The organism is Lentibacillus sp. L22 (assembly GCF_040812445.1).
Lineage (GTDB): Bacteria > Bacillota > Bacilli > Bacillales > Amphibacillaceae > Lentibacillus_C > Lentibacillus_C daqui.
The window spans coordinates 70,413-96,460 of sequence record NZ_JBFNXI010000008.1; the positions used below are offsets into that span (position 1 = coordinate 70,413).

A 26,048-nucleotide genomic window follows, 5' to 3' on the forward strand; every position below is an offset into this window, starting at 1 on the left:
TTGTTATGCCTGTACTATTTATATGTGGGGTAAGAAGGTTTTAACACTTTTCCTTCGTCGATGAGATCATTCACAACCAAGATTTTGTAAAAAGATCCTCCCATTTGTTGATTGGAATACAAATAGGAGGTCTCTTGCTGTCATAATTATTTCTCATCTTTCAAAAGATCACGTATTTCTTTCAGTAATTCAGCTTTTTCATCAATTTCCGGCTCTTCCTCATCCTCCTCTTTTTTGCGTTTGAGTTTATTTAACATGCGGATAAACAAAAAGATCGAAACAGCAATAATGAGAAAGTCAATAATCGATTGAATGAACTCGCCATACATAACCTCCGCATTTCCTACTTTATACGATAGGTTTGAAAAATTAATTCCGGTTAATAAAATGCCTACCAATGGCATGATAATTTGATCGACCAATGATGAAACAATTTTGCCAAATGCTCCCCCTATCACTACAGCTACTGCCAGTTCCATGACATTTCCTTGTGCGATAAAGGCTTTAAAATCCTTCCACATCCTTTATTCCTCCATTCCTTCCATGAATATAGCCCGTGTTCAAAAGGGCAAAGGTCAACTAAGTTCCTCTATCCCGGATTTTTTGAACATCCTCTATTATACACAGTTAAAATAAATTTTTAAAAATATCCTTGTATCTTTTCAAACTTTTGTGGTATACTAAGAATAACTATTGATGTTCGGAATATGTAAGGCGTTATCACCTTGAATATGAAAGAGCAAGAATAGTAATAAACGTGCAAGATGCACATGGAGGAAAAAGAATGAATAACGGTACAGTAAAATGGTTTAATGCGGACAAAGGCTTCGGTTTCATCGAGGTTGAAGGTGGAGACGACGTATTTGTACACTTCTCTGCAATTCAAGGTGAAGGATTCAAAACGTTGGAAGAAGGTCAATCTGTTACATTCGATGTCGAAGAAGGTAACCGCGGACCACAAGCAGCTAACGTTGTAAAACACTAATAACAACATTGATAAGAAAAGCTCTTCCTGATGGGAGAGCTTTTTTCATTTACTACCGGGTAATAAGAGGATATAAAGTTGATTTTTTAGATGGACGCTCCTGCCTACGTGATGATTTTTCATACCTCATAGTCATACTTCTGTAATCCCCCTTAAACTAACTTGATGAAAGAAACACAACATTTTACATTCTCTCTATCCCATCCTATAGTAGATAATAGAAACAAAACTTCAAAAGAGGAGGAACCGTCCATGTCACGCTATGACTTCACTAGAAATTCGTTTTTGCAATTTGTAAAAGACTGTGATGAAAAAGTACTCGATGTACAGCCTACAGGATCTCGAAACACGCTGCATTGGCACATTGGGCATGTGCTTGTGGTAACGGAAATGTTCTTGTTTAACTACCCGAAAGGATCAAGTAATATTCCGGAATCCTATCACGCGTTGTTCAAACCTGGTTCAAAGCCTGCTGACTGGCCTGAAGAAGTACCGAGTGTTTCCGAAATTGTTGATCATCTGGAAAAACAGTTGACCCGAATCAATGAGCTGTCTGATGACTATTTAGCCCAAGAACTTCCTTTCACGTTGCCATTTGGTAATTTTAAAACATATGGTGAATTGTATGATTTATCGATACATCATGAAGCAGAGCATCTTGGTCAAATAAAGGCAATGAAACGTATTGTCGAAGCAGAAAATTAAGCTGTCCGACAAGAAACCCCTCACTGCATGAAGCATGAGGGGTTTGTTCTTAATTAAATGTCTCTGTTAAGTTGGTAACGATTTGTTTCTTCCGTGATACGATGCCTTTTAATAAGGCTCGATTATTTTCCAATGTTACATCAAATGCTTTTTCCACATTGGCTTTTGCCTTTCCAAGCGCTAGTGCATCGGAATCATTGTTGATAATATCCGTAGCCACGAACAGGAACAAATCTAAATTTTTGTTTTCGATGGTCTTGTTGATTTCTGCTTCCAGTTCCGCTTGATGTTCAAGAATGGCTTTCGTATCAACCGCATTCACTTGAGCGATTTCTACTTTTGCGCCATGCATGTCAAACTCCTTGGCATCCATAGAAATCAGCTCAGCCATTGATTTGTCACGTAAATCCGCACCGGCCTGCAGCATATCAAATCCATATTGCTCCAGATTAACACCAGCGATTTCCGCTAACTCTTTGGCGGCATCAATATCTTGCTGGGTACAAGTTGGTGATTTTAATAACAATGAATCGGAAATAATTGCGGAAACAAGTAACCCGGCAATTTCCTTTGTAATCGTTACATTATTTTCCTGATACATTTTCTTTAAAATCGTTGCCGTACAACCAACCGGTTCCAAGCGAATAAACAACGGCTCATTCGTTTGAAAATTGGCCACCCGGTGATGATCAATGACCTCAACAATGCGTGCGTCATCGATATTATCTACACTTTGTTGAAATTCGTTATGATCGACTAAAATCACGTCACTATTTTCTGGAACTGATTCAATGAGACGTGGTGCCGATACACCAAAATGATCCAGTGCATATTGGGTTTCCTTGTTTACCTCACCTAAACGTACAGGTTCCACATCATGGCCAAGTTCCTTCTTCAAATGTGCATATGCAAGTGCTGCTGTAATCGTATCTGTGTCTGGATTTTTGTGTCCAAAGATTAATGTTTTTCCCATGATAACTCCCCTTACTACAATGTCAATAACCATATTTATATTAATTATAGAGCAACAAGGCAAATTAGAAAAGTAGTTCGCCTTGTTTATACATTACCTGTTACTGTAAACTATCCAACCGGCTTACTCAGGTACGATCAACTTTTGCGTGTACTCGATCGACTTCCTGGCTCTCTCGATCAACTTTTGCGCGTGCTCGATCAACTTTCTGACTCTCTCGATCGACTTTTGCGCGTACTCGATCGACTTCTCGGCATTCTCGATCAACTTTTCAACTCGTTCGATCGACAATCAAACAATATCATTCAAACTAATATGCCCGCTTGTTATACCAAGTGATAATTTGCTGTTTCAAGTCAGGGTCATTTATTTCCTCCGCACCAAAGCCACACACATCAACAATCCGTACAAACTGACGGTCATCACTTCCCATCATTTTTACTACACAATACCCTTCTATATTCGATGGGATCATGTCTAAAATCTGTTCATTGCAATACAAATCCGTTATTTTCTCTCGATCCGTTTCACTTAATGCCCACTGTTTAGGGGTTGCTCCCGATGGCTGGGATGGATCTGATTGCACAGGTTCCACTGATTCTGATAACGCCGGTTGAATGGCATTTGACTCAGATGGCACCTCGGGCTGATTGTCAGCCATTGTCGTGTTTCGATCAGGTTCTGCTGTTTGATGCTTGGTAAAATGCATCCTTTCATTTATGCTATGTAACAATTTGATGATTTCGGAAAGGCCAATAAATAACATTCCTATCATAAATCCAGCAAAAAGGTAAGAAAAGAAAATAGACCAGACAATGCCGCTCTCAAAGCCGAAATAAGAATGATAATGCCCATACCCCATTCCAATCCCTGTAATTAGACCAATGACCATAATTGCCACCCCGATAATCAGTAAAATCTTGGCAACGATATTTTCCCGCATCTTTACTTCCTCCTTATGACAATCATTCAACAACGAATAAGTACGCTATTCTTCATTCTATCCTGCAGTTTTATCCAATGTACACAGGCTTTTTTCCCTAAAAGAAAACCAATCCATATGTAGTATTTACCAATACATACATTTTACATGAAATTTACACTTAAAAATACGAAAGAGCTTAGAAAAACTAAGCCCTTTCGTATACAAAGGTTTAGTTTGACCATACAAACCAAAAGTACAAAAAACTTTGGCTGAATAGCGTCCTATCATGAATGTTGCTTGATTCTTATACTAATCAACTGTATGTTTTTTCATGCTTTAAAAAGGTAATGGTTATACTACATGTAAAAAAGCAAGGAGGTAATCATCAATGAACGATCCAAAAAATATGCAAAAGGGCAGTACCCCTCGGCAAACACAGCAAAAACAACCTGGTATCGAAGCGATAATGAACCCACTGCCTGCGCAACCGACAGAATATAAAGGTACGGGAAAATTACAGGGGAAGAGTGCATTAATAACGGGTGGTGATAGCGGAATCGGACGCGCCGTTTCCATCATGTACGCTAAAGAAGGCGCGAATGTGGCTATTGCTTATTTGGATGAACATGAGGATGCAGAGGAAACAAAGAAAATGGTCGAAGCGGAGGGGGTACGATGCATTTTACTCCCAGGAGATATTAAAAATGAATCTCATTGCGAAGACCTCGTTAAAAAAACGGTACAAGCCTTTGGCAAGATAAATATTTTAGTAAATAATGCTGCCATACAATATGTACAGAACGACTTGCTTGATATCACGTCAGAGCAATTGGAGGAAGTATTTCGTGTCAACTTCTTTTCACAATTCTATACAACAAAGGCCGCAATTCGCTATATGCAAGCTGGCGATGCGATTATTAGCACATCGTCGATCAATGCCTACCGGGGAAATCCAACTTTAATCGATTATTCCGCGACTAAAGGAGCCATCACCGCGTTCATCCGCAGCATTGCACAAAGTCTGGCCAAAAAGGGAATTCGCGCCAATGCGGTAGCCCCTGGACCAGTATGGACGCCACTTATTCCATCGTCCTTTGATGAAAACCAAGTGGAGAAATTTGGTCAGGACAGCTTAATGGGGCGGCCAGGTCAGCCCTCGGAGCATGCCTGGCCCTATGTCATGCTGGCAGCGGATGAATCATCGTACATGACGGGACAAGCAATCCATATTAATGGCGGAACATGGACATCATCTTAACATGAAAAGAGGCTGGGACAAAACTCCATAAAAATGAAAAAACCACAAGAAATCAAATTTATAAGCTTTGATTTCTTGCGGTTTTATTTTGACGATTTGTACTAAAATGAATTAGGTTTTCAGCTTATGTCCCAGCCACTTGTTTAAGCATATGCTGAAATAAATTTTGACTTATTATTTTAATCACGCCATCGGTTTCCACTTTTAAATTCTTGCAATTTATTTAACCACATAACAATCAACTCTCTCAATTTCCTCGTATCAATGGCATACGATGGCAGTGTATCGACACCATCAAAGTCTCCAAACAAATCCTCGATCAATGTTTTGTCGGCTTTGATAACCAGGCTGCAGCGATTGCCACTTGACTTAATAACTTTAGTTTCACCTGACAATACCTGGTCAATTTCATCCAAAACAGCGGCATCCAACAGGCTCGCATCCGCCATTAAAAATTCGCCAACAATTTGCATGTTCGGATCATCAAAACGTATTACCAGATCTTTTCTTTCTTTCGGCCCATTTTTTAAAGTGATTTCTTCTATGTGATACATCAACAAAACTCCTTAATATACCGGAAACGCGGAGATAATTTTTTCATTTTGATCCAGATACATGCGAATCACCATGCCATCTGCTGTTAATCCTTCATATGTATTTCCGGATATAAACGTTTTCGCATCGTACGCTTCATTAATTGCATCCACTACCTGTTGGGAATTCCAATCTTTAGGAAATAAAGTAGACTTCCCGCCATTGGATTTTTTGGTGGTTCCGTTCACCTTAATCTTTGCTTCATAGACGCCATCTTCATTTGGTTTCGTTTCCGTACCTGGAATGACTTCACCCTTTTTCGTTGGTAAGCCATCATAATGAAATCCAACCGCATTGCCTCTACTATTAAGCTCACCTTCAAATATATGTTCCAATGCGCCATTTCGGAAATTATCGGTATCCTGTAAATCAGAAATAGATGTGATGGTAACATTCGTATGATCTGCAGAACTATTGTCACCCCATATCTCCTGTATTCCACAAGCAGTCAAAAAGCAAAGGCTTATAACAAGAATGACGATGGTTTTTAAGCGGTTAAGCATTTTCTCACGTCCTACTTATATATAGTCATTTTCAAGACCATATCGTACCATGCTGGCCGCCGTTCGTCTATTGGGAGTATCTACTTTTTCCTGTTTAAGTTGTCTTCATGGTCAACTTAACGTTACTTGGTAGTACTTTGTAAACGATAAAAACGTTTAATCGGACGGTAAAAAATCAAAATAAACGTTGATTGCACCATTAAATAAACAGTGAACGAATAGGTCAATTCCCATCCGTGGTAGTTAAAAACATCAAACAACACCGTTAATCCTTCAAACATCGTTCCAAAAAGTGAAAATGTGACAATATAAACCAATATCCAAAAACCTTGTATATTTAACCTTTCATAAAGATAGATATAAATATAGGAAAACGGTCCATATAATAGGTAGGCAATCACGTCAAACAGTTCATAATGTGATGTATCCATGATGTGGTATAAATGCAAATCAGGTGATGATAATAAGTGGTCATAAATTCTGGCAACTGTGGAGCCAAAAAGTAAAAGAAGAATGGTTAGGCTTAAAGGAAACCTTTTGGGAAGCCAAAATATAACAGAATAAGCAATGATTATGGCAATGATAACAAACCACTCATTCTCGTCAAATGCTTGGGGTAGTTGTAAGGGCATCATTTTCCCATCCCCTCCTTACGTAAAACATGGTTAAAACTTAAGTACGATAGATACGAAATGAACAGGACAAGAGAAATTGAAAGAAGTGATTGCCAAAAATGCCACTCATTATAGCGTATCACCTTCCCTTCAACCAGCAGGATTTCAACGCCATATAAAACGGCTATATAAATGATTGTGAACATACCCTTATTCAAATGCAACTTGATGGCGGCCAATAAATTGAAATATGTAACATATAACAATGGAATAAAAATCATTTCATAGAGGCGGAAAATTATAAACAGTTTCAAGTCGTTGGTTATTTCCCATACTTCCAAATTTATATGCAAAACGGCGAAATAACTTGTGATCAAAAGTTCCATTATCATAAAAATAAATAAGTTGCTCGGCAGGTTTAGCCTCTTCTTTGCAATGGAAAAAGCGATTAAAAAAATGATCATCAAATTAAGGAGGAAAAGAAACACTTCGCATCAACTCTTTGCTTGTTGTATTTACATATAACCAGCGTTATTCTTAATATGCCTCATTATGTCTTTTCATATAAAGGTTTTGGTCAAGTTTGAAACATTAAAAATAACCTTGCAATGAAATAAAGTGAACTTCCTTTAGTAGGGGTTTTTTCATCCAGCAATAGATAAACAGCCGTCTTCCCACTGGATGGATTGATCAGCATTCGCCTTTGCAATCAAATAATCGATTTTCCGGTAATCTTCACGAATTTGTTTCAACTCTTTCGTCAGCTGATCGAATGACACGCTGCATTTTTATCTGTTCTTCATGAAGGCGTTCCACAGCGATCTGTACCGTTTTTTCTCTTAGTGGTGCATTATTTAATGTACATAAAAACACTTCAAACATTACACCTTTGCTCAGCGCATTCTGTTTGAAGTATTTTTCTAATTCATATTCAATTTTCTTATTCAAAAGTTTAGGCCTGATGTAACTAGGAAGCCAGTCGTTTTTGCTGTATACCTGGTGCTTCTTTCTTCTTGATGCCACCAAGGCTTAACATGACAAGGAACGATATTCCATACAAACCTGCCAAATAGCTCATGGCCACCATCATATTGGCATGCTGGAGTATAAAACCGACAAGTATCGGTGACAAGCCTCCTGCAGCTCTGCCGAAGTTGAAAATAGTGTTTGTGGCAGTACTGCGAATTTCAACAGGATAGTAACGGCTGATTAAAGCGCCGTATCCAGCAAACATACCGTTGGAAAAAAAGCCGACAATTGCCCCGCCAATGAGCACTGCCGTACTGCCTGTTGCATAAGCATACAAGAATACTGCAGCCGCCGAAGCGATCAAAAAGATTCCATAGGATACCTTTAGCCCAAACTTATCAATAAATTTACCGAAAGTCAGCATTCCGGCAATCATCCCCACGGCTGTACTTATCGTCCAAAGTGCGGAACTGGACACAGACAACCCCTGTGACTGTTGCAGCATCGATGGCAGCCAAATCATCAAACCATTGTAACCGGCAATTTGCACGGTTGCCATAATGACCAAGCCAATCGTTGTAAAAGCAGTTCGGGGTCTATTCACTAACTGCAACAATTTCCCCCGGTTTTGAATAGAAGGCTTTTGCTTACGTGCCGCCAACCACTCTGGTGATTCTTTTAAATTTCTTCTAACAAAAAAGGCAAATATAACTGGGATTACACCAACAAAGAATAACCCTCTCCATCCAAACAGCGGTAAAAGGACAGCACTCAATACTGCAGCAATAATCACGCCAAACTGGGCTCCGACACTGACATAAGAAGATGCGCGCCCTTGCTTATTTTTCGGCCATGCTTCCGCCACGAGCGCCATCCCGATGCCATACTCTCCTCCTGCACCTACACCTGCGATAAAGCGAAATAGATAAACTTGCTCTATATTTGTGGCCAGACCTGTTAATGCGGTGCCAATGGCGAACAGGAATATCGTATACGTAAAAACCTTCACCCTGCCAAATCGATCCGCTAAAACTCCAAAAATCATTCCACCAGCAAGCATCCCAATATTGGTAATGGATGAAATAAATCCTCCTGTCGCCAAATCAATATGAAAATCTGCGACAATCAAGGACATGGCAAATGAAATAAACATGATGTCCATACCCTCAAGTGTCAATCCAGTTACAGAAGCTACTACTGTTTTATTACGATATTTCATGAATTTATTGCTCCTTTCAAGTCTCTCAGGACTATGTTTAAAAGAGATTTAAAGTATTCCATTTTAATATCGGGCCAAAATAAATGCCCTTTTGTCCAATTAAGGACAAAAGGGCATGAAGTGTTAATCCACAACACAATACGTACGCACTACCCTTTTTGACCTCTCTGGATCATATTAAAAGGTATAAACTTTTTATTATAATAGCATTTTAAATGGAAAATTACAAGATCCCACGATCATTTCAAAACACTTCGGCACTAGTTCGCAAATTGCATATCACGCACTATATTCGGTAACAACAGTTGCAAACTCGGCCACCATTGCAAAAGGCAGCCGGTCACATAACCAGCTGCCTTCCTCTTTACTTTTCCTTTTTCATAAACTTGGCAAGTATTTCATATACAATTGGTACAATGACAAGTGTTAGTAGCGTTGAACTTATTAAACCGCCAATAACGGTGATGCCCAGCCCTTTGGAAATCAGACCGCCACCTTCTACGCCAATAGCCAACGGAATCAATGCACCGATCGTTGCCAGTGCTGTCATCAAGATTGGACGCAGCCTTGTGGAGCCCGCTTCCAGCAATGCTTCCCGTGTAGTGAGTCCTTCTTTTTCTTGATGGATGACACGGTCAACCAACACAATTGCATTCGTTACGACAATACCGATCAACATCAGTGCACCAATCATCGCTGATACGCTCAATGGCTCATCCGCGACCCACAAGGCGACCAGACTACCGATAACCGTAAATGGCAGTGAGAACAGAATAGCAAATGGTGCCAGTGCGCCATGGAAAGTTACCACAAGCACAAAGTATACAATCGCAATTGCCGCAAGCATCGCTAACCCCAGTTGCGAGAAGGATTCATTGATTTGTTCTGTTACGCCGCCGAAATCTACGGTAACACCGCTTGGCAGATCAAGTTTGTCAATTTTCTCCTGTACTTGATTGGATACTGTTCCTGCATCATCGGTTGTAATGTCCGCCGAAACGGAGGCAACCATTTTGTTATCCCGACGCTGGATGGTGTCCGGAGATTTTCCTTCCTTGACATCCATTACATCGCCAACTTTAATGGTGGTTCCCAGTGGTGTCTGGATATCAACGTCAGTTAAATCCTTGATATTCTTGTAATCTTTTTTCTCCACTTCAACATAGACATCTACATCTTCCCCATCATGTTTCACGGTGGTAATCGGTGAATTTTCGCTTGTATCGCTTAGACTCATACCGATTTGCGCTGCAGTCAACCCATATTTGCTCAATTTATCCTGATTGGCGACAAGCGTATATTGATCATAAGCCTCGGAAATACTGGAATCCACTTTTTCTAAATCCTTGTTATCTTTCATGATGGACTCCACCTCATCGGCACCTGTTTGAATGTCCTCAAGGTTGTCACCGTAGACATACAGTTCCATTCCACTGCCCATGTCGGAAAAGTCCATGCTCTTCCATTCACCGACATCCGTTTGTTTGTTCAAATCCTTGATGATCTTGCTGCTTTCCTCACCAAAATTTTCATAATCCTTGTCATACTCGATGAAAAATAGTGCGGCATTATCTCCGCCACCCATACCCATCATCGACAACGGACTATCCCCGCCCAGTGAATATTGATACTTGGTAATACCATCGCGTTTGCTAATTAAATCTTCTGCATCAGCGGCAATATCTTTAGCCTCTTCATGCGTTTCACCGGGTTCTGGTGTATAGGTTGCCATAACCATTTTTTCTTCTTCATCAGCCAAAAAATTGACGCCAATTAGAGGCAGCAAGAACAAACTCAACACAAGTACGACAACCGCACCGCCAAATGTGATCACTTTATGGTTTAACGCCGATTCTAAAATACGCTTGTAGAAATGAGCCAGTTTGCTCGGTTTCTTTTCTTTTTGTTGTCTTACTGTACCATTGGTTAATTGTTTTTTAAACAATGAATGGGCCAGCATGGGAACGACCGTAATTGCCACAAGCAATGAAGCAGCCAGTGCAAATACAACAGCGAGCGCAAACGGCATGAACAATTCGCCCACTTGCCCGTGCACCAAGCCCATCGGCAAGAACACAGCAATCGTTACAATGGTCGAAGAAAGAATTGGGATGAACATTTGCCGCGTTGCTTCCCTGACTAATTCTTTGCCATGCAGTTTCTCATCCGGTAAGGACATGCGCCTATAGATATTTTCCATGACAACGATCGAATCATCGATGACACGCCCAATTGCGACGGTCAACGCGCCGAGCGTCATGATATTTAGGGTGATGTCCATATAATGAAGCACGAAAATTGCAATCAATAGTGATAACGGAATCGACACGATTGAAATCAGCGTCGTTTTAAAACTTCTTAAGAACAGCAAAATGATGACAACAGCAAAAAGGATACCGAACAATGCCTTATTCATCATCGTGCTGACCGACTCTTCAATTGGCTCACCCTGGTCAAAAGTGGATACAGAGGTGATTCCCAAGTCGTCTTCAAATTTGTCCATCTTGTCCTTTACTGCATTCACGACATCGACTGTATTCGCATCGGCTCCCTTGACAACTTGGACACCGATTGAATCTTCGCCATTTGTTCTGGAAATCGATTCTGATTCGTTTATAATTTTGATGTCAGCCAGTTTATCCAATGTAACTGTCGGAATTTCCGGTTCCACGTCCGCTTGACCGGCTTGATCCGTATTTGGCATCTGACCTTGCTGTGCCGCATCTTCTCCAGGCGCTTGACCTTGCTGTGCTGCATCCGGAGTATCGCCTTGTTGCATTGCATCACTATCTGGCATCTGTCCCTGCATTTGGTCCGTTTGCTCTTGATCAGCTACACCTTGTTGCATTTGCCCCTGCCCTTGTCCCGCTTGTGGAGGGGTATATGGGATCTTCAATTTCTTTAAATCTTTAACACTAACAACATCACCATCAATGACAAGGTTTTTCACCTCATCATCAAAATTTGTCAGTCCCAGCGGATAAGTGATATCCGATCCTTGGATTAATTGTTCTACGGTATCTTCATCGAGTCCGTATTTTTTCAATTTATCGTCGTCAAAGTCGATGGTCACTTTTTGCAATTGCTGTCCGGTCACCTGTACATCGGACACCCCATCGATACCCTGCAATCCAGACACGACATCTTTTTCCACTGTTTTGGTCAATTGCTCCTGTGACTGATCGGGGTTACTGATGCTTAATGCGATAACCGGAAAAGCATTAATACTGATTCGTGAAACATCCGGATCCTCTGCGCCATCAGGCAAATCAGCTTTCGTTACCGCCTCGCTGACATCGTTAAGTGCCTCATCCATGTCGGTATCGAAATCAAATTCCAACTGAACGGAAGACGCATTCTCCATGGACGATGAGCTAACCGTTTCTACGCCCTCCAAATTTTGCACAACCTGCTCGATCGGCTCGGATACTTTTTCAGCCACTTCATCAGGTGCTGCACCCGGATAAGTCGTCATAACCGATATGTTTGGCAACGTAATATCCGGCATCGTTTCCTGCTTCATATTCATGCCGGAGTAAAACCCTGTCACAACGACTAAAATTGTGAGAATCCATATAGCAAACTTGTTGTTCAGGGCAAAGTTAATGATACGCTTCAAATTCTACACTCCCCATATGTTACGTTTCTATCTGCATAAGCCTTGTTTTCGCTATGCATTCACTTATTTTCTAAAAGCACTGACCGGTCAGTCAAAGTAAACCGGGCTATCTATCTTTCCGGAAAATTCACTAAACAATTTGAACCCAAATAGCTGTATGCTTTTAAAATCACATCTTCCATCTTACCCGACCACTTAGTCCGAATCAAGTATTATATGCAATATTTTCATCATTTTATTGACACTATTTGACTGATTGGTCATAATGAGGGAAACAAAGAATTCTGCAGGATGAATTGCTTGAATTAACGAAACGGGTGAAGATAAATGAAAGAAGATAAGCGACAGGAAATCATAGAATCGGCCATCAGATTGTCCGCGGAAAACGGATTTTTTAACACCTCCGTTCAAGGAATTGTCGATGATTGCGGTATATCCAAAGGAGCATTCTATCATTATTTTTCATCAAAGGAAGCATTGCATGTTGCGATTTTCCAATATTATTTTGAACAGATGGATGATTCACTCAAAGCGATTGATCAAGCCAACCTGCCGCCACGCGAAAAAATGAAACAGCAGCTGTGTGTACCATTTGAACAGCTGAATAAACAGCGTGCCTTTTTCATCGTCTATTTGCGAGAACAAAATTTTTCTATCAACAGAGAACTGCGCGATGTGATGGAGCAAGCGAGAAAAGACATACTGACCTGGTACTATCGTCGCTTAAGGGAAACCTACGGGGAAAAAATCATACCCTACATCGCTGACATCATTTTGCTGACAGAGGGCATGCGAAATGCCTATTTGGCAACGATGTTATTTCACAATCTGGACTTGAATGCCAATCGCGTTGCGGAGTTTTTGCTGAACCGGATGGACGACATCGTGCAAGCATTTGAAAACAACGAAGAACCAATTATCCATACAAGCAATTTGGACCATTTGCTGTCGGAGCAGACATTTTCATCCATCAATCCAAAAAGCCAAGTGGATGCCCTGTTAAAAGATATGGCGACAAGATTAAAGGATATGCCGCTTTCTGAAGAGCAAAAGCATGGGATGGTTCATGTAATAGATTTCCTCCAAAGTGAACTAAAAAAACCAGAACCGGACAAATATGCATTTCAAGGCATGCTCGCCAACTTGAAGGAGATTAAAGCGTTTGATGCTTACCGGGAGAAAATAGCCAAATTGTTGAAGCTGCAACTCTTATAAGCCGGGACAAGGGGACAGGCTTCTTGTCCAACCATTTTTTCCATTTCATCGAATTAAAGTTAGCCCTCCGTCCGGCCCCAGCGTCCAGCGACTAGTGTGCTTCAAATCCAAATCACACACTATTTGCATTACACCCTCCTTTTTCACTATACTAATATCGACACCAATAATATATGGGAGGAAAAAAACCATGCTACCCAACTTTCAAGAAAACCTGCAAAAATACGCCAGGCTATTAGTCGCAAAGGGGATCAATGTGAAACCCGGTGATTGGGTAAAAATGACCATTGCCGTTGATCAAGCTCCTTTAGCCCGTTTAATTACCAAAGAAGCCTATTCGCTTGGTGCGGAAAAAGTAATCGTAAAATGGTCGGACGATGATATCACCAAACAGCATTACATAAACCAGTCCGAGGAATTGTTGACCGATATACCTCAATACCAGATTGATGAATCAGAAGACCATGTACTAAACCATCACGTTTGCCGGCTGTCCATTTTATCTAATGATCCAAACTTATTAAATGAGGTGGATCCCGACAAAGTCGCCGCGTATCAAAAAGTGGCTGGGAAAGCATTCAAAGCCCAACGCGTAGCTACGCAAAATGATGATTTAAAATGGACCGTTGCTGCTGCCGCTGGTGCAGACTGGGCCAAAACTGTCTTTCCTGATTTAAAAACTTCCGAGGAACAAGTTGATGCTTTATGGGATGAGATTTTCAAAACATGCCGCATCTATCATGATGACCCGGTTGCTGTTTGGGATGAACATAAAGAAACACTCAAGGAAAAAGCAACGAAATTAAATGACATACAATTTGATGCTTTACATTACACCGCCCCGGGCACCGATTTAACGCTTGGCTTACCGAAGAACCATATTTGGCAAAGTGCGGAAAGCTTTAATCCGAAGAACGAAGAATTTATTGCCAACATGCCGACAGAGGAAGTGTTCACTGCACCCGATACAAATCGGATGGATGGTGTCGTTGTCAGTACCAAACCATTAAGTTATGCCGGTACACTAATTGAAGGCATCAAAGTCCAATTCAAAGATGGCAAAATTGTTGATATTTCCGCTGAAAAAGGAGATAAAACGATTAAGAAATTGGTTGAGGATAATGAGGGAGCAACAGGCTTGGGAGAAGTTGCGCTTGTGCCAGATCCGTCTCCTATTTCACAATCGGGCATTACCTTCTTTGAGACACTGTTTGACGAGAACGCATCCAATCACTTAGCCATCGGTGCAGCTTATCCAACATGTATTCAAGGCGGGACAAAAATGAGCGAAGAAGAATTACAAGAACATGGCATAAATGTTTCCACCACCCATGTGGATTTCATGATTGGCTCCGATAAAATGGATATCGACGGCATCAAACAAGATGGCACGGTTGTTCCGGTATTCAGGAATGGAGATTGGGCAATATAGTTTTTTGACAACGTCGTATTACTATAAAGGTCAAATATGAAGGTGGAAATCCTCTCATCTGTGTCTAGATGGGAGGTTTTTTTAATAATAAACAGTTGCTATGCTCTATCTCTCGTTGACTATAGGCTAATTCTTCCAAAGTATGTCTGTCTCTTCATTTTTCACAAAGCATCAAACCTTAGTTCAAAGCCACCTTCCCCCTTCAACTTCCCGAAACCGTTGCCCCTGTTACCGTCAAACCAGCATTCATGAAAACTTTGTGACACACATTCTGAACACTTTGTGACAAAAATCACAATCCATTGTCCTTTAACCCCTTTTATGGCATTAATATATGTAGATGGATTGTGACGTAGATCACTTAAGTTGAAGTTGAAATTAATATAGAAAGGGGTACTTTCATTGAAAATAAAATCGGCTTTTGTTGGTTCATTTATTGTTACACTGCTGTTGCTTACTGGATGTGAGCCATTAAAGGTATTAGACCCAAAAGGCCCACAAGCGGAAACAACATCCAATGTAATTTGGATATCAATCGCCACGATGGCCATTATCGTCATTGCAGTATTTGCTCTGTTAATTTTTGTCCTTTTTAAGTACCGCGCTTCCAAGCAACCGGATGATTACGAGCCACCACATATTGAAGGCAGCAAATGGCTGGAAACGATTATCGTTGCGATCCCAGTCATCATTATTGTGATTCTTTCCGTTGTTACCGTCAAATCGACGTATCAGGTTGAAGCGACACCAACGGGGTATGAAGAACAGGAACCAATGACCATTTACGCTTCCAGTTCAAACTGGAAATGGCATTTCAGCTATCCGGAAGAAGATATTGAGACGGTTAACTATTTATACATTCCAACCGATCGTCCTATCGAATTTAAACTATATTCATATGGACCAATCACCAGCTTTTGGATTCCGCAACTGGGCGGGCAGAAATATGCCATGTCTGACATGGTAACAACATTACACTTAGCAGCGGATGAACCTGGCGAATATATGGGACGAAATGCCAACTTTAGCGGAGAAGGTTTTGCCGAAAATACGTTCCAGGTCAAAGCAATGCCTGCTAAAGAATTTGCTGAATGGGTGGACGATGTTCAAAAAACAGCTAAACCACTGACCAAAGAAGAATTTGACGAACTATTGGAGCCCGGTCATCTTGGACAAATGACGTTTAGTGGCACACACTTGTCATTCATGCCACCTCCAGAAGGCCATCATGACGGGCATCAGCATGGATCAACAGATGATTCAGAACAACATCATCATTAATACCATAGCGTCAACATGTTTTAATTACTTTTGAAAGGAGAAAACGTAATGAATTACTTTGATCGGTTTGCCATTCCCCATGGAGATCCACTCATTTATGCATCGATGGTTGCTATCGGTTTGACAGTGATTGCGATTATTGCCGGGTTAACCTACTTTAAAAAATGGGGCTATTTATGGCGCGAATGGTTAACAACGGTGGATCATAAGCGAATCGGCATTATGTATTTAATCTCTGCTTTACTCATGCTGTTCCGGGGTGGAGTAGACGCTATCATGATGCGAGCACAAACATCGATACCAGATAATACATTTTTGGATGCCCAGCATTACAACGAGGTATTTACCACCCATGGAGTTGTCATGATCATCTTTATGGCGATGCCGTTTATCTATGCATTAATGAACTTTGTTGTGCCATTACAAATCGGTGCCAGGGATGTTGCGTTTCCACGATTGAATGCACTCAGCTTCTGGCTATACTTTATGGGTGCAATGTTATTTAACATTTCGTTTGTTGTTGGTGGTTCACCAGATGCCGGCTGGACATCCTATTTTCCACTCGCCGGAAATGATTTTAGTCAATCGGTAGGTACCAATTATTACATGCTATCGATACAAATTGCCGGAATCGGGACATTAATTTCCGGGATTAACTTTATTACGACGATCCTAAAAATGCGTGCACCAGGTATGAAATTAATGAAAATGCCGATGTTTACCTGGACCGCGTTTATTACCAATGCGATTGTTGTATTTGCCTTTCCAGTTTTAACGATCGCTTTGTTGTTAGGTACGATGGATCGTTTATTCGGGGCAAACTTCTTTACCACTACAAATGGTGGAATGGATATGCTCTGGGCCAACCTGTTCTGGATTTGGGGACACCCGGAAGTATACATTTTAATCTTACCGGCATTCGGTGTCTACAGTGAAGTGATCTCTACCTTTTCACGACGTAACTTATTCGGGTATAAAACGATGGTTGCTTCCATCGTCCTGATCTCGTTCCTATCTTTCCTGGTCTGGACCCATCACTTCTTTACGATGGGGCAAGGGCCATTAACGAATAGTATTTTCGCGATTACGACCATGGCGATTGCCATACCGACCGGGATTAAGATCTTTAACTGGTTGTTGACGATGTGGAAAGGAAAAATCAAATTTACGGTACCAATGCTGTATTCGATCGCCTTTATCCCTATTTTTACCATTGGCGGAGTGACCGGAGTTATGCTTGGAATGGCAAGTGCCGACTATCAGTACCATAATACAATGTTCTTAGTAGCGCATTTCCATTACACCATTATTCCTGGGGTAGTATTCGCCATGCTTGCCGGTTTGACATACTGGTGGCCGAAAATGTTTGGCTTCATGTTAAATGAACGAATTGGTAAATGGGCATTCTGGTTTATTGTCGTCGGTTTTAACGTGACATTCTTCCCAATGTTCTTTACCGGACTGAACGGTCAGGCACGAAGAATGTACACCTACTCGGAAGCTACTGGATTTGGTCCACTTAACCTGCTATCGTTCGTGGGTGCGATCGGCCTTGCGATTGGCTTTGCATTAATCGTCTACAATGTTTATTACAGCGTGCGTTATGCTTCCAGAAATATTAGTTCGGATCCATGGGATGCACGCACACTGGAATGGGCAACACACAGTCCAGTACCTGAGTACAACTTTGCAACCACACCAGAAGTCGATTCCATTGAAGCATTCTGGGATCATAAGAAAAATGACCGCCCTATTTTTGCTGACAAGATAGAAACCATTCATATGCCAAATAACAGCGGTTGGCCATTCGTGTTGAGTTGTGTTTTCTTTGTCTGGGGCTTCTCACTGATTTTCAGTATGTGGCTACCGGCCATTATTCTCACACTGGTGATACTCGGATTTATGGCCTATCGTTCCTTTGAAAAAGACGACGGTCACCACATATCTGTCAAGGAAATTGAAGAAACAGAAAAGAAATTGCGAGGTGTTAGCTAATGAAGATGGATCATACGCTTCCTCTTGAATATCGATCGGAACAAAACCAAATCAACATTGTCGGTTTTTGGATTTTCCTTGGTGCCGAGATTATGTTGTTCGCTACCCTGTTTGCCACCTACTTTACCCTCGTGAATCGCACAGGGAGCGGGCCATCCGGCGCAGAAATTTTTGAAATCGGACCAGTACTCATTGAAACGTTTGTCCTTTTAACCAGTAGTTTCACAATTGGTCTTGGTGTTCATGCGATGCGGATTGGTCGTACCAAAGCAATGATGGGATTTTTTGCAATCACATTGCTGCTTGGTCTTTCCTTCCTTGGTGTGGAGATTTATGAATTTATCCATTATGTGCATATTGGTGCCGGCTTGCAAATCAGCGCCTTTACTGCCAGCTTATTAACGACGCTCGGGACGCACGGAGCGCACGTGACACTTGGTTTATTCTGGGGATTGTTTATTATTATACAGGTGAAAAGGAACGGCATCACATCCGCAACCGCAAATAAATCGTTCATTTTCTCTCTGTACTGGCACTTTCTGGATATCGTGTGGATCTTTATCTTTAGCTTCATCTACTTGAAAGGAATGATGTAAACATGGGTGAGTTATTTCCGAAAAAACAAGTAATGGGCTTCATCTTTTCCTTAGTGCTTACCCTGATTGCACTGGCTGTTTATTTCTTTGATTTGTCGTTTACGGCGGGGATGACGATCCTCCTTATTACCGCATTTGTGCAAGCTTTTGTTCAGCTGATTATCTTCATGCACGCTGGTGAAACGAAGGATAAACATTCCATCTATACGAATTTAGCTTACGGATTTGCGATTGCACTGGCAAGTATATTCGGCACCCTGCTCATTATGATATGGGATATGGCTTAAAAACAAAGCACCCGGTGAGCACACTGCTGGATGTTGAAGCCAGACATCATCAAGGAGCGTCTTTCAATAGGCGCTCCTTTTCATTTTTCCTTTATTCATGGATCAAGCCGAATCCCTTTTTCTGTTTTTCTCTCCATTTCTTCTGTAACCACGAAGAAAACGCCCATCAGAAAGATAAAAATAGCCCCCATCACTGTTCCAATACCAATGCCCATCATAGTGCCATATTGGTTCATCAAAGCATAAATGAAAATAGCAATTCCAAGTGTAAGGACTGCACAACCCACATACTTCACAACATTCAGTATTTTCAATTCAGATTTCATGACCGTCATCCCCCTTTACAAGTATTATTTACCCTGTTCACAAATTTGTCAAACTATTTTCACCAGAGAAATAACAACCGTCGCAAAGTCCCCCATATTATGTAAGTTTAGTTATTTCAAAAACTAATCACGGTCGATTCCTCTTATTATTCTCTTCCTATCAGTCGTGATAAACTGGTTCTCGGGTGATTCCTCACTGTTTTTCTTCCTTATCTGCCGTGACTGCTTCTCTTTTTCTTTTTTATTCAAAGCTTGAGCGATTGAATAAATGAAAAGATTCCAGAGCAAAATTGCTCTGGAATCTTTTCATTGCGATTTCCAAACATTTACTTAAATAGAAGCTTCATAAATCGATTGAACGGCTTCCTTTAATGCTTGATTAAACTCTTCATCCGTTTGATTAACATTCAAGTCTTGACTTAAGGCTCTGGAGAAACTTGCAATCATATTATCATTTGCTTTCAATTTCTCATTTGCTTCATCCCGGGAATATCCACCGGAAAGTGCAACCACACGTACTACATTCGGATGCTCGATAAGTTCTTTGTACATATTTGGTTTTGTTGGGATGGATAATTTCAACATTACTTTTTCATCATCATTTAACTGATCAAGATGATTTTGAATTTCTGCTTTTAACAGTTCTTCACATTTTTCTTTTTCCGGACTATGAATATCTACTTCCGGTTCAATAATTGGGACAAGACCAGCGGCAATAATTTGTTTACCTATTTCAAATTGCTGATCAACCACCGCCTTGATTCCCTCCGGATTGGCTTCTTTGATCACGGAGCGCATTTTTGTACCAAAAATATGGCGCTCATTTGCATGTTTTAATGTCTCATCCAAATCGGGAATCGGCTTCATTAACTGAACGCCATTCTGTTCTTCAGCAAGCCCTTTGTCTACCTTTAAAAATGGTACAATACCTTTCTTTTCTGCTAAATAATCAGCTGTATATAAACCCTCAACTTTTCTGTCCATCGTGTTTTCAAAAAGGATAGCACCTAAAATATACTTACTATCAAATGCAGGGGAAGTCATAATACGTGTCCGCATATCATGTACCAATTTGAACATTTCTTCCTCATTGGAAAAGGCATCTTCAGTTACACCATATGCTGCCAGTGCTTTTGGTGTACTGCCACCACTTTGGTCCAGCGCTGCAATAAAACCTTTCCCATTTTTCATTCTTTCTAATTGATCTTGTTGCATTATTTCCACTCCTTCAGGATAATTTGTACCATTCAGCCATTTAGAAAAATAAATAGATAGGCAAAAGACCACCTATATTATAACATATTATAGTAACGGCGGAAACAGTTAGCAGCTGTCTGAATGTGATTTTACCTTAGGACTTGGTTCATCGACACGCCATCAAGTATTCCATTCCAGCGAACTTTTGTTTAGCTCGGACTTTATTCTTTTTCAATATCCCGGCTAACTAGTGTGTCCGAGTAAAATTCAATGCTGTGTTCGAGTGGCTCTTGATCGATTTTCCAATGAACTCCAAAACCGCACCAGCATATCCGCCCTCTTCCATTGCCTTCCCTCCCTACAACCTTTACAATATTCATTGGGAAAGGAGTATTCCAATGAACGTAAACTATAACCTGCCAGATTCTATACAAGAAATGCTTGAGAAAACGCCAAAAACAATAGATAACACGTTTGATGACCTGATTCGCCAAGGTGGCTATGTTCCGCCACAAATCAATTTGTTAATTGACGCTATCTCTGCTTTAAGCATGGGGAAAAATATTTTATTAAAAGGTCCAACTGGTGCAGGAAAGACGAAATTTGCCGAGACACTGTCAAACTTGTTCCAACAGCCGATGTTCAGTATTAATTGTTCCGTTGATCTTGATGCGGAAAGTTTAATGGGCTTTAAAACGTTGGCCTATCAAGATGAAAAGCAAATGATCGAATTTGTGCCAGGTCCCGTGACAAAGGCGATGCAACATGGCACTTTTTTATATATTGATGAAATTAACATGGCCAAACCAGAAACATTGCCACTAATCAATGGTGTACTGGATTACCGGCGAACAGTGACTAATCCATTCACCAATGAAATTATTCATGCCGAAGATGGATTTAACGTGATTGCCGCGATCAATGAAGGCTATGTCGGTACGGTTCCCTTGAATGAGGCCTTGAAAAACCGGTTCATTATTATTGATATTCCCTATTTGCAAGGTGAGCAACTCAAACAATTGATTCAAACGAACACAAGACTGGCAAATGAAACAACTATTGATTTATTCGTAAAACTCTCAGCCGATCTCATTAACGCAGTCTATCAGGGAAAAGTTGCCGAAGATGCCGCTTCGATCCGTGCATTATTGGATGCCTGTGATTTGAGTACAGTTATTCCGGCCAAACGGGCGATTGTCCGATCAATTACGGATAAACTGGAAGAAGAACGCGAACGGGAATTTGTTAATAATATAGCGGCTACACTATTTTAGAAGGGAGCCTGCCAGATGATGGATAACCGATGGATTGATATAAACGTCAATACGAATCTATACCTGCAGCTGCAGGATTTAACGACCGTATTATCCGGAAATACTGATTTCACCTTTGCGTACACATATGGGTCCTTCATTGACATCATCAATCATCAAGTAACCGGCAGCAGCATGTGGGATATGGATAAACCAGAAATTAGCGTACCTGGCTACAAGACGGATGTATTTTTACGAACGATCGGGACACTGCATTCTTCCCATGTTCCAACCCTAAATACCTATTTGCAAGAAATAGAAGAATCCGGACTATCGAAATTTGCTGTCCAGCTTATTACATTACTGGAAGATATCCGACTGGAGGAAGTGGTCAAACACATGCGGCCGGGAACGAAACGTGATTTTGCCATCCGTACCAAGTATTTAAAACACTTTTTTTCCACTCAATTAGCGATGAATGTGACAAGAAGTTATGCATTGGATGAGCTATTTTGCCTGATCTATCTACTATTACAAGCTGACCGGCCCGATCCGGATTTTCCGCATGCAACCGGCAAACAGCTTAAGCGATTGGAAAAACTGAAGCCACTCCTGTATGAAAGTTTTGCAGCAAAGACGTCAGCAGATATCGCTCGTATTGCAGAACAAATTGTGTTTTCATTGGAAAATGATTACATTGATATGATAAACGACTACTTCACGTTTCCTATTGCTCATATCAAGTCCTTATCAGAAAACACGTTATTTGATGAATTAACCCGAACCGATGAGTTGGCGAACCAGGACATGGAAGACGTGGATGAGAAAAACAATGAGTATTTCGATCAGCCGTTTTCCACTTGGCATCGGGAAAATCAAAACAGTGACCGGAAGCAAAACTTTCTCCAATTTGAGCTGGAAGTCGGTACGAAAACAAATATTCGTGGCGGAGCTGCTCGCGAAACCGAGGACGCGGACCAAGCGATGGGCAGCGTTCAGGGTACATCCGGAAAAAGTAATCAGAATGACTACTCCAAGCTGGAATCGTTGGAGAAACAGGAGAAGAAACGGGCTGGAAAAGAATCCAGCGATAGTATATACGGTGAAGACAATAAAAATGCTGTTGCTATTGACAAACATGCCAAGACACCCTCTGAAGCAGATCAAGCGTTATACCGGCAATATCTACAGGAGATCGAACCGTTTAAACGAAAGCTTGCGGCAACGATTGAAAAAACGATCGAGCATAAAAAGAATGCACCACGACAATATTTAGTCATCGGCCGGCTATCAAAAAAACTATTGGCGCTTGTTGTTGATGAAAGCCCTCGTGTATTTTACAAGAAAAATCAGAAATCACGCGAGGTGGACGCAGTGTTCACTCTCCTAATCGACTGTTCTGCTTCCATGCACAATAAAATGGATGAAACCAAACGCGGGATTATCCTGTTTCATGAGGTTTTGAACCAATTAAAAATCCCCCACGCCATTGTCGGTTTTTGGGAAGATGCCAACGAAACAAAGGAAGACTATCAGCCAAACTATTTTCACCGGATCCACTCTTTTAGCGATTCATTCTATCAAAATGATGGCGCTAAAATTATGCAACTGGAACCGGAAGAAGATAACCGGGATGGCTTTAGTATCCGTCTCGTTACTAAGGAATTGATAGCCAGAAGCGAAAAAAATAAATTCCTGCTTGTCTTTTCCGATGGTGAACCGGCTGCAATGGGATATGATCAAAATGGGATTGTCGACACAAACGTCGCGGTGTCTCAAGCTCGCAAACAAGGGATTGAGGTTATCGGAATGTTCCTATCCGATGGCGAGATCGATGAGCATGAAGATGCGACCATGAAGAATATATATGGAAAGGAACGCTTAATGATTCCAAGTGTAGCCGAACTACCGGCACATTTTGCACCGTTGTTGAAGCGGTTGTTGTTGAAGTCGATTTGAAATATACAAAACAGGTGAACGCTTATGCTCCTATTCAATAGAAACGTTCACCTTTTCCAGAAAATCAGTTGAATGGGACGTAAGAAGATTGTGTATGATATAAAGCTAATTGTACTCATTTACAGAACGGAGCGTTATACGTAAAATTAGTATCCTACTTTTGTTCCACACGTTCCTTCCCTAATTTCAAACCTTTTGCATAACAAATTCTTCGGTTTCTTCTTGTTAATTTAATGCAAGTGAAGCAACATCAGGTTCCCTAGTATCACAACTTCATTTAGCACTCTCCCTAAATTACTCCCCCACCCCACATGAAAAAATAATTACTTTATAACAAATACGTAATCATTACTATTTACAAATCGGAATTATTACGGTAATATATTTTACGTACTAGCGTTAAGGAGGATTTCATATATTGAAAAGAATTATTGTAATGATGATATTTTTACTATTTTCGCTTATCATTGCTGCTTGTGATTCCGCTACCAAGGATGAAACGAAGGCAGACTTAACCATTTATACATCGATTTACCCGATCCAGTACGCCGTAGAACGGATTGGCGGTGATACGGTTCATGCAGAATCCGTTTATCCACCAGGTGTCGATGCACATAGCTACGAACCAACTACAAAAAAGATGACGTCGATTGCTTCCAGTGATGCATTTATTTATTTGGGTGCCGACATGGAGGCTTTTGCCGAAACAGCTGCCGATGCGCTGCAGTCAGAGAATGTTCATTTGGTTGAGCTTGGAAAACATGAAGCGCTTTTTGATGCAGAACATGAAGAGCACAAAGAACGGGATCATACAGATGATGGGCATCATCATGGGGACCATAACCCACATATTTGGCTTGACCCCATGCGTATGATCGATATGGCTGATCTGGTCAAGCAAGAATTAACTGATTTAAACCCAGATAAAAAAGAATTGTATACAGATAACTTTGAGGCGTTGAAAAAAGATTTGTTAGCACTGGATGACAACTTCAAAAAAACATTAGAGCCGAAACAAAATAAAAAAATACTTGTTTCCCACGCCGCCTACGGATATTGGGAGGATAGATATGGGATCGAACAAATCGCAATTAGGGGTGTCACCACAAGTGATGAACCATCGCAAAAGGATTTAACCTCGATTATGAAACAAGCTAAGGAAAATAATCTGGACTATATCCTTTTTGAGCAAAACAGTTCAGACCGAATCGCCACAATCATGAAGGATCAGCTTCATGCGAATGTGGAGTACATTCATAATCTTGAAGTCTTGACCGATAATGATATAGAGAACCACGAGGATTATTTATCGTTAATGAAACATAATTTGCATATACTTGATAAAGTTACCGAGTAAAGAAGGTGAGAACAAACCATGAATCAATCAATTATTACGATGAAAAATGTCCATTACAAATATGATAAAAGAGAAGTCTTAGACCATATCAATTTTACATTACCACAAGGATCATTTATGGGATTAGTTGGACCAAATGGAGGCGGAAAAACTACCTTCATTAAATTAGTACTTGGACTACTAAAACCAGATACAGGTAACATTGAGTTGTTCGGTCAGTCAATTGAAAAATTCCATGAGTGGGATCGAATTGGATTTGTTTCACAAAAGGCCAATTCATTTAATAAAGGCTTTCCAGCAACCGTTTATGAAGTCGTATCGATGGGACTTACCGCTAAAATTGGCTATTTCAGGTTTTTTAAAAAACAGCATAAAAATAAGGTTTTGGAAGCTATTCATCAGGTAGGCATGGATGATTATACACATGAAAACATCGGAAATCTTTCTGGAGGTCAACAACAACGTGTTTTCATTGCCCGAGCCCTTGTTAACAATCCAGATTTGCTGATTCTGGACGAACCTACCGTTGGAGTTGATGCGGAAAATGTGAAACGTTTCTATGACATACTTCATCAACTACATCAAGAACAGCATATTACCTTATTACTGATAACACACGATACAGGTATGATGACTGAATATGCTACAGACATTGTTTGCTTAAATAAAACATTGTATTTTCATGGTAGCCCCAATCAATATACTTCCCTGACGGAGCGGGATCTATCCCGTTTTTACGGGCACCCGGTAAATATTGTCACCCACAATCACGCGTAATGGAGGAAA

The 26,048-nt window shown here is 40.7% G+C and carries 24 protein-coding genes; 13 read left to right on the plus strand and 11 right to left on the minus strand.

Translation table 11 applies throughout. From position 1 onward, the window contains the following. Positions 1-146: 146 nt before the first annotated feature. Positions 147-521, minus strand: a complete 375-nt coding sequence (mscL, locus tag ABRT01_RS06005; protein ID WP_269409861.1) for a large conductance mechanosensitive channel protein MscL — start codon at positions 519-521, stop codon at positions 147-149. Positions 522-784: 263 nt separating this feature from the next. Here mscL and ABRT01_RS06010 point away from each other — a divergent pair, with 263 nt between their 5' ends. Then, positions 785-985, plus strand: coding sequence for a cold-shock protein (locus tag ABRT01_RS06010; RefSeq protein WP_269409862.1), 201 nt, complete (start codon positions 785-787; stop codon positions 983-985). A 252-nt stretch (positions 986-1,237) separates the two neighbouring features. Then, positions 1,238-1,690 (plus strand): DinB family protein, encoded by a 453-nt coding sequence (locus ABRT01_RS06015; protein WP_269409863.1) that lies wholly within the window; start codon positions 1,238-1,240, stop codon positions 1,688-1,690. Positions 1,691-1,739: 49 nt separating this feature from the next. Here ABRT01_RS06015 and ABRT01_RS06020 read toward each other — a convergent pair whose 3' ends face one another. Together ABRT01_RS06020 and ABRT01_RS06025 are read right to left on the minus strand one after the other, a co-directional pair. Beyond that, on the minus strand, positions 1,740-2,663 hold the full coding sequence (locus tag ABRT01_RS06020) for a manganese-dependent inorganic pyrophosphatase (protein WP_269409864.1): 924 nt from the start codon (positions 2,661-2,663) through the stop codon (positions 1,740-1,742). Positions 2,664-2,973: 310 nt separating this feature from the next. Next, positions 2,974-3,606: an MATE family efflux transporter gene (locus ABRT01_RS06025; RefSeq protein ID WP_269409865.1), complete on the minus strand. Its 633-nt coding sequence runs from the start codon at positions 3,604-3,606 to the stop codon at positions 2,974-2,976. Between the two features lie 370 nt (positions 3,607-3,976). On the opposite strand from ABRT01_RS06025, the gene ABRT01_RS06030 reads away from it, so the two are divergent. Next, on the plus strand, positions 3,977-4,846 hold the full coding sequence (locus ABRT01_RS06030; protein ID WP_269409866.1) for an SDR family oxidoreductase: 870 nt from the start codon (positions 3,977-3,979) through the stop codon (positions 4,844-4,846). A gap of 179 nt (positions 4,847-5,025) precedes the next feature. On the opposite strand, the gene ABRT01_RS06035 is transcribed toward ABRT01_RS06030, so the two are convergent. The 6 genes from ABRT01_RS06035 to ABRT01_RS06060 all read right to left on the minus strand — a co-directional run bounded on the left by ABRT01_RS06035 (position 5,026) and on the right by ABRT01_RS06060 (position 12,364). Further along, entirely contained in the window at positions 5,026-5,400 is a 375-nt protein-coding gene (locus ABRT01_RS06035) for a hypothetical protein (protein WP_269409867.1), read from the minus strand. Positions 5,401-5,412: 12 nt separating this feature from the next. Further along, positions 5,413-5,943 (minus strand): EndoU domain-containing protein, encoded by a 531-nt coding sequence (locus ABRT01_RS06040; RefSeq protein WP_269409868.1) that lies wholly within the window; start codon positions 5,941-5,943, stop codon positions 5,413-5,415. Between the two features lie 122 nt (positions 5,944-6,065). Continuing rightward, positions 6,066-6,578 (minus strand): hypothetical protein, encoded by a 513-nt coding sequence (locus tag ABRT01_RS06045; RefSeq protein ID WP_367746556.1) that lies wholly within the window; start codon positions 6,576-6,578, stop codon positions 6,066-6,068. Between the two features lie 714 nt (positions 6,579-7,292). Further along, positions 7,293-7,505, minus strand: a complete 213-nt coding sequence (locus ABRT01_RS06050; protein ID WP_367746557.1) for a hypothetical protein — start codon at positions 7,503-7,505, stop codon at positions 7,293-7,295. A 19-nt stretch (positions 7,506-7,524) separates the two neighbouring features. Then, a complete protein-coding gene (locus tag ABRT01_RS06055) occupies positions 7,525-8,745 on the minus strand; it encodes an MFS transporter (protein WP_367746558.1) in 1,221 nt (406 codons plus the stop codon). Positions 8,746-9,109: 364 nt separating this feature from the next. Beyond that, entirely contained in the window at positions 9,110-12,364 is a 3,255-nt protein-coding gene (locus tag ABRT01_RS06060; protein ID WP_367746559.1) for an efflux RND transporter permease subunit, read from the minus strand. A 327-nt stretch (positions 12,365-12,691) separates the two neighbouring features. Between ABRT01_RS06060 and ABRT01_RS06065 the strand changes: the two genes are divergently transcribed. The 6 genes from ABRT01_RS06065 to qoxD all read left to right on the plus strand — a co-directional run bounded on the left by ABRT01_RS06065 (position 12,692) and on the right by qoxD (position 19,170). After that, complete coding sequence (locus ABRT01_RS06065; protein ID WP_367746560.1) at positions 12,692-13,579, plus strand: TetR/AcrR family transcriptional regulator; 888 nt, start codon at positions 12,692-12,694, stop codon at positions 13,577-13,579. A gap of 190 nt (positions 13,580-13,769) precedes the next feature. Further along, a complete protein-coding gene (locus ABRT01_RS06070; RefSeq protein WP_367746561.1) occupies positions 13,770-15,011 on the plus strand; it encodes an aminopeptidase in 1,242 nt (413 codons plus the stop codon). A gap of 402 nt (positions 15,012-15,413) precedes the next feature. Then, positions 15,414-16,292 carry a cytochrome aa3 quinol oxidase subunit II gene (qoxA, locus tag ABRT01_RS06075; RefSeq protein ID WP_269409874.1) on the plus strand — a complete coding sequence of 293 codons (879 nt, stop codon included), beginning with the start codon at positions 15,414-15,416 and terminating at the stop codon, positions 16,290-16,292. Positions 16,293-16,340: 48 nt separating this feature from the next. Continuing rightward, positions 16,341-18,287, plus strand: a complete 1,947-nt coding sequence (gene qoxB / locus ABRT01_RS06080) for a cytochrome aa3 quinol oxidase subunit I (RefSeq protein ID WP_269409875.1) — start codon at positions 16,341-16,343, stop codon at positions 18,285-18,287. Further along, entirely contained in the window at positions 18,287-18,883 is a 597-nt protein-coding gene (qoxC, locus tag ABRT01_RS06085) for a cytochrome aa3 quinol oxidase subunit III (RefSeq protein WP_269409876.1), read from the plus strand. Before qoxB ends, qoxC begins: the two co-directional genes overlap by 1 nt. 2 nt (positions 18,884-18,885) lie before the next feature. Continuing rightward, positions 18,886-19,170: a cytochrome aa3 quinol oxidase subunit IV gene (gene qoxD, locus ABRT01_RS06090; protein WP_269409877.1), complete on the plus strand. Its 285-nt coding sequence runs from the start codon at positions 18,886-18,888 to the stop codon at positions 19,168-19,170. A gap of 95 nt (positions 19,171-19,265) precedes the next feature. On the opposite strand, the gene ABRT01_RS06095 is transcribed toward qoxD, so the two are convergent. Next, a complete protein-coding gene (locus ABRT01_RS06095) occupies positions 19,266-19,496 on the minus strand; it encodes a hypothetical protein (protein WP_269409878.1) in 231 nt (76 codons plus the stop codon). A 330-nt stretch (positions 19,497-19,826) separates the two neighbouring features. Next, entirely contained in the window at positions 19,827-20,711 is an 885-nt protein-coding gene (locus tag ABRT01_RS06100; protein ID WP_269409879.1) for a fructose bisphosphate aldolase, read from the minus strand. A gap of 380 nt (positions 20,712-21,091) precedes the next feature. Between ABRT01_RS06100 and ABRT01_RS06105 the strand changes: the two genes are divergently transcribed. The 4 genes from ABRT01_RS06105 (at position 21,092) to ABRT01_RS06120 (ending at position 26,039) form a co-directional block, all read left to right on the plus strand. Then, the gene (locus ABRT01_RS06105) at positions 21,092-21,967 is read left to right on the plus strand and encodes an AAA family ATPase (RefSeq protein WP_269409880.1); all 876 of its coding nucleotides are present in this window, start codon (positions 21,092-21,094) and stop codon (positions 21,965-21,967) included. Between the two features lie 15 nt (positions 21,968-21,982). Next, positions 21,983-23,905, plus strand: coding sequence for a vWA domain-containing protein (locus tag ABRT01_RS06110; protein ID WP_269409881.1), 1,923 nt, complete (start codon positions 21,983-21,985; stop codon positions 23,903-23,905). Between the two features lie 418 nt (positions 23,906-24,323). Then, complete coding sequence (locus ABRT01_RS06115; protein WP_269409882.1) at positions 24,324-25,262, plus strand: metal ABC transporter solute-binding protein, Zn/Mn family; 939 nt, start codon at positions 24,324-24,326, stop codon at positions 25,260-25,262. 18 nt (positions 25,263-25,280) lie between these two features. Then, entirely contained in the window at positions 25,281-26,039 is a 759-nt protein-coding gene (locus tag ABRT01_RS06120) for a metal ABC transporter ATP-binding protein (protein WP_269409883.1), read from the plus strand. Positions 26,040-26,048: the final 9 nt, after the last annotated feature.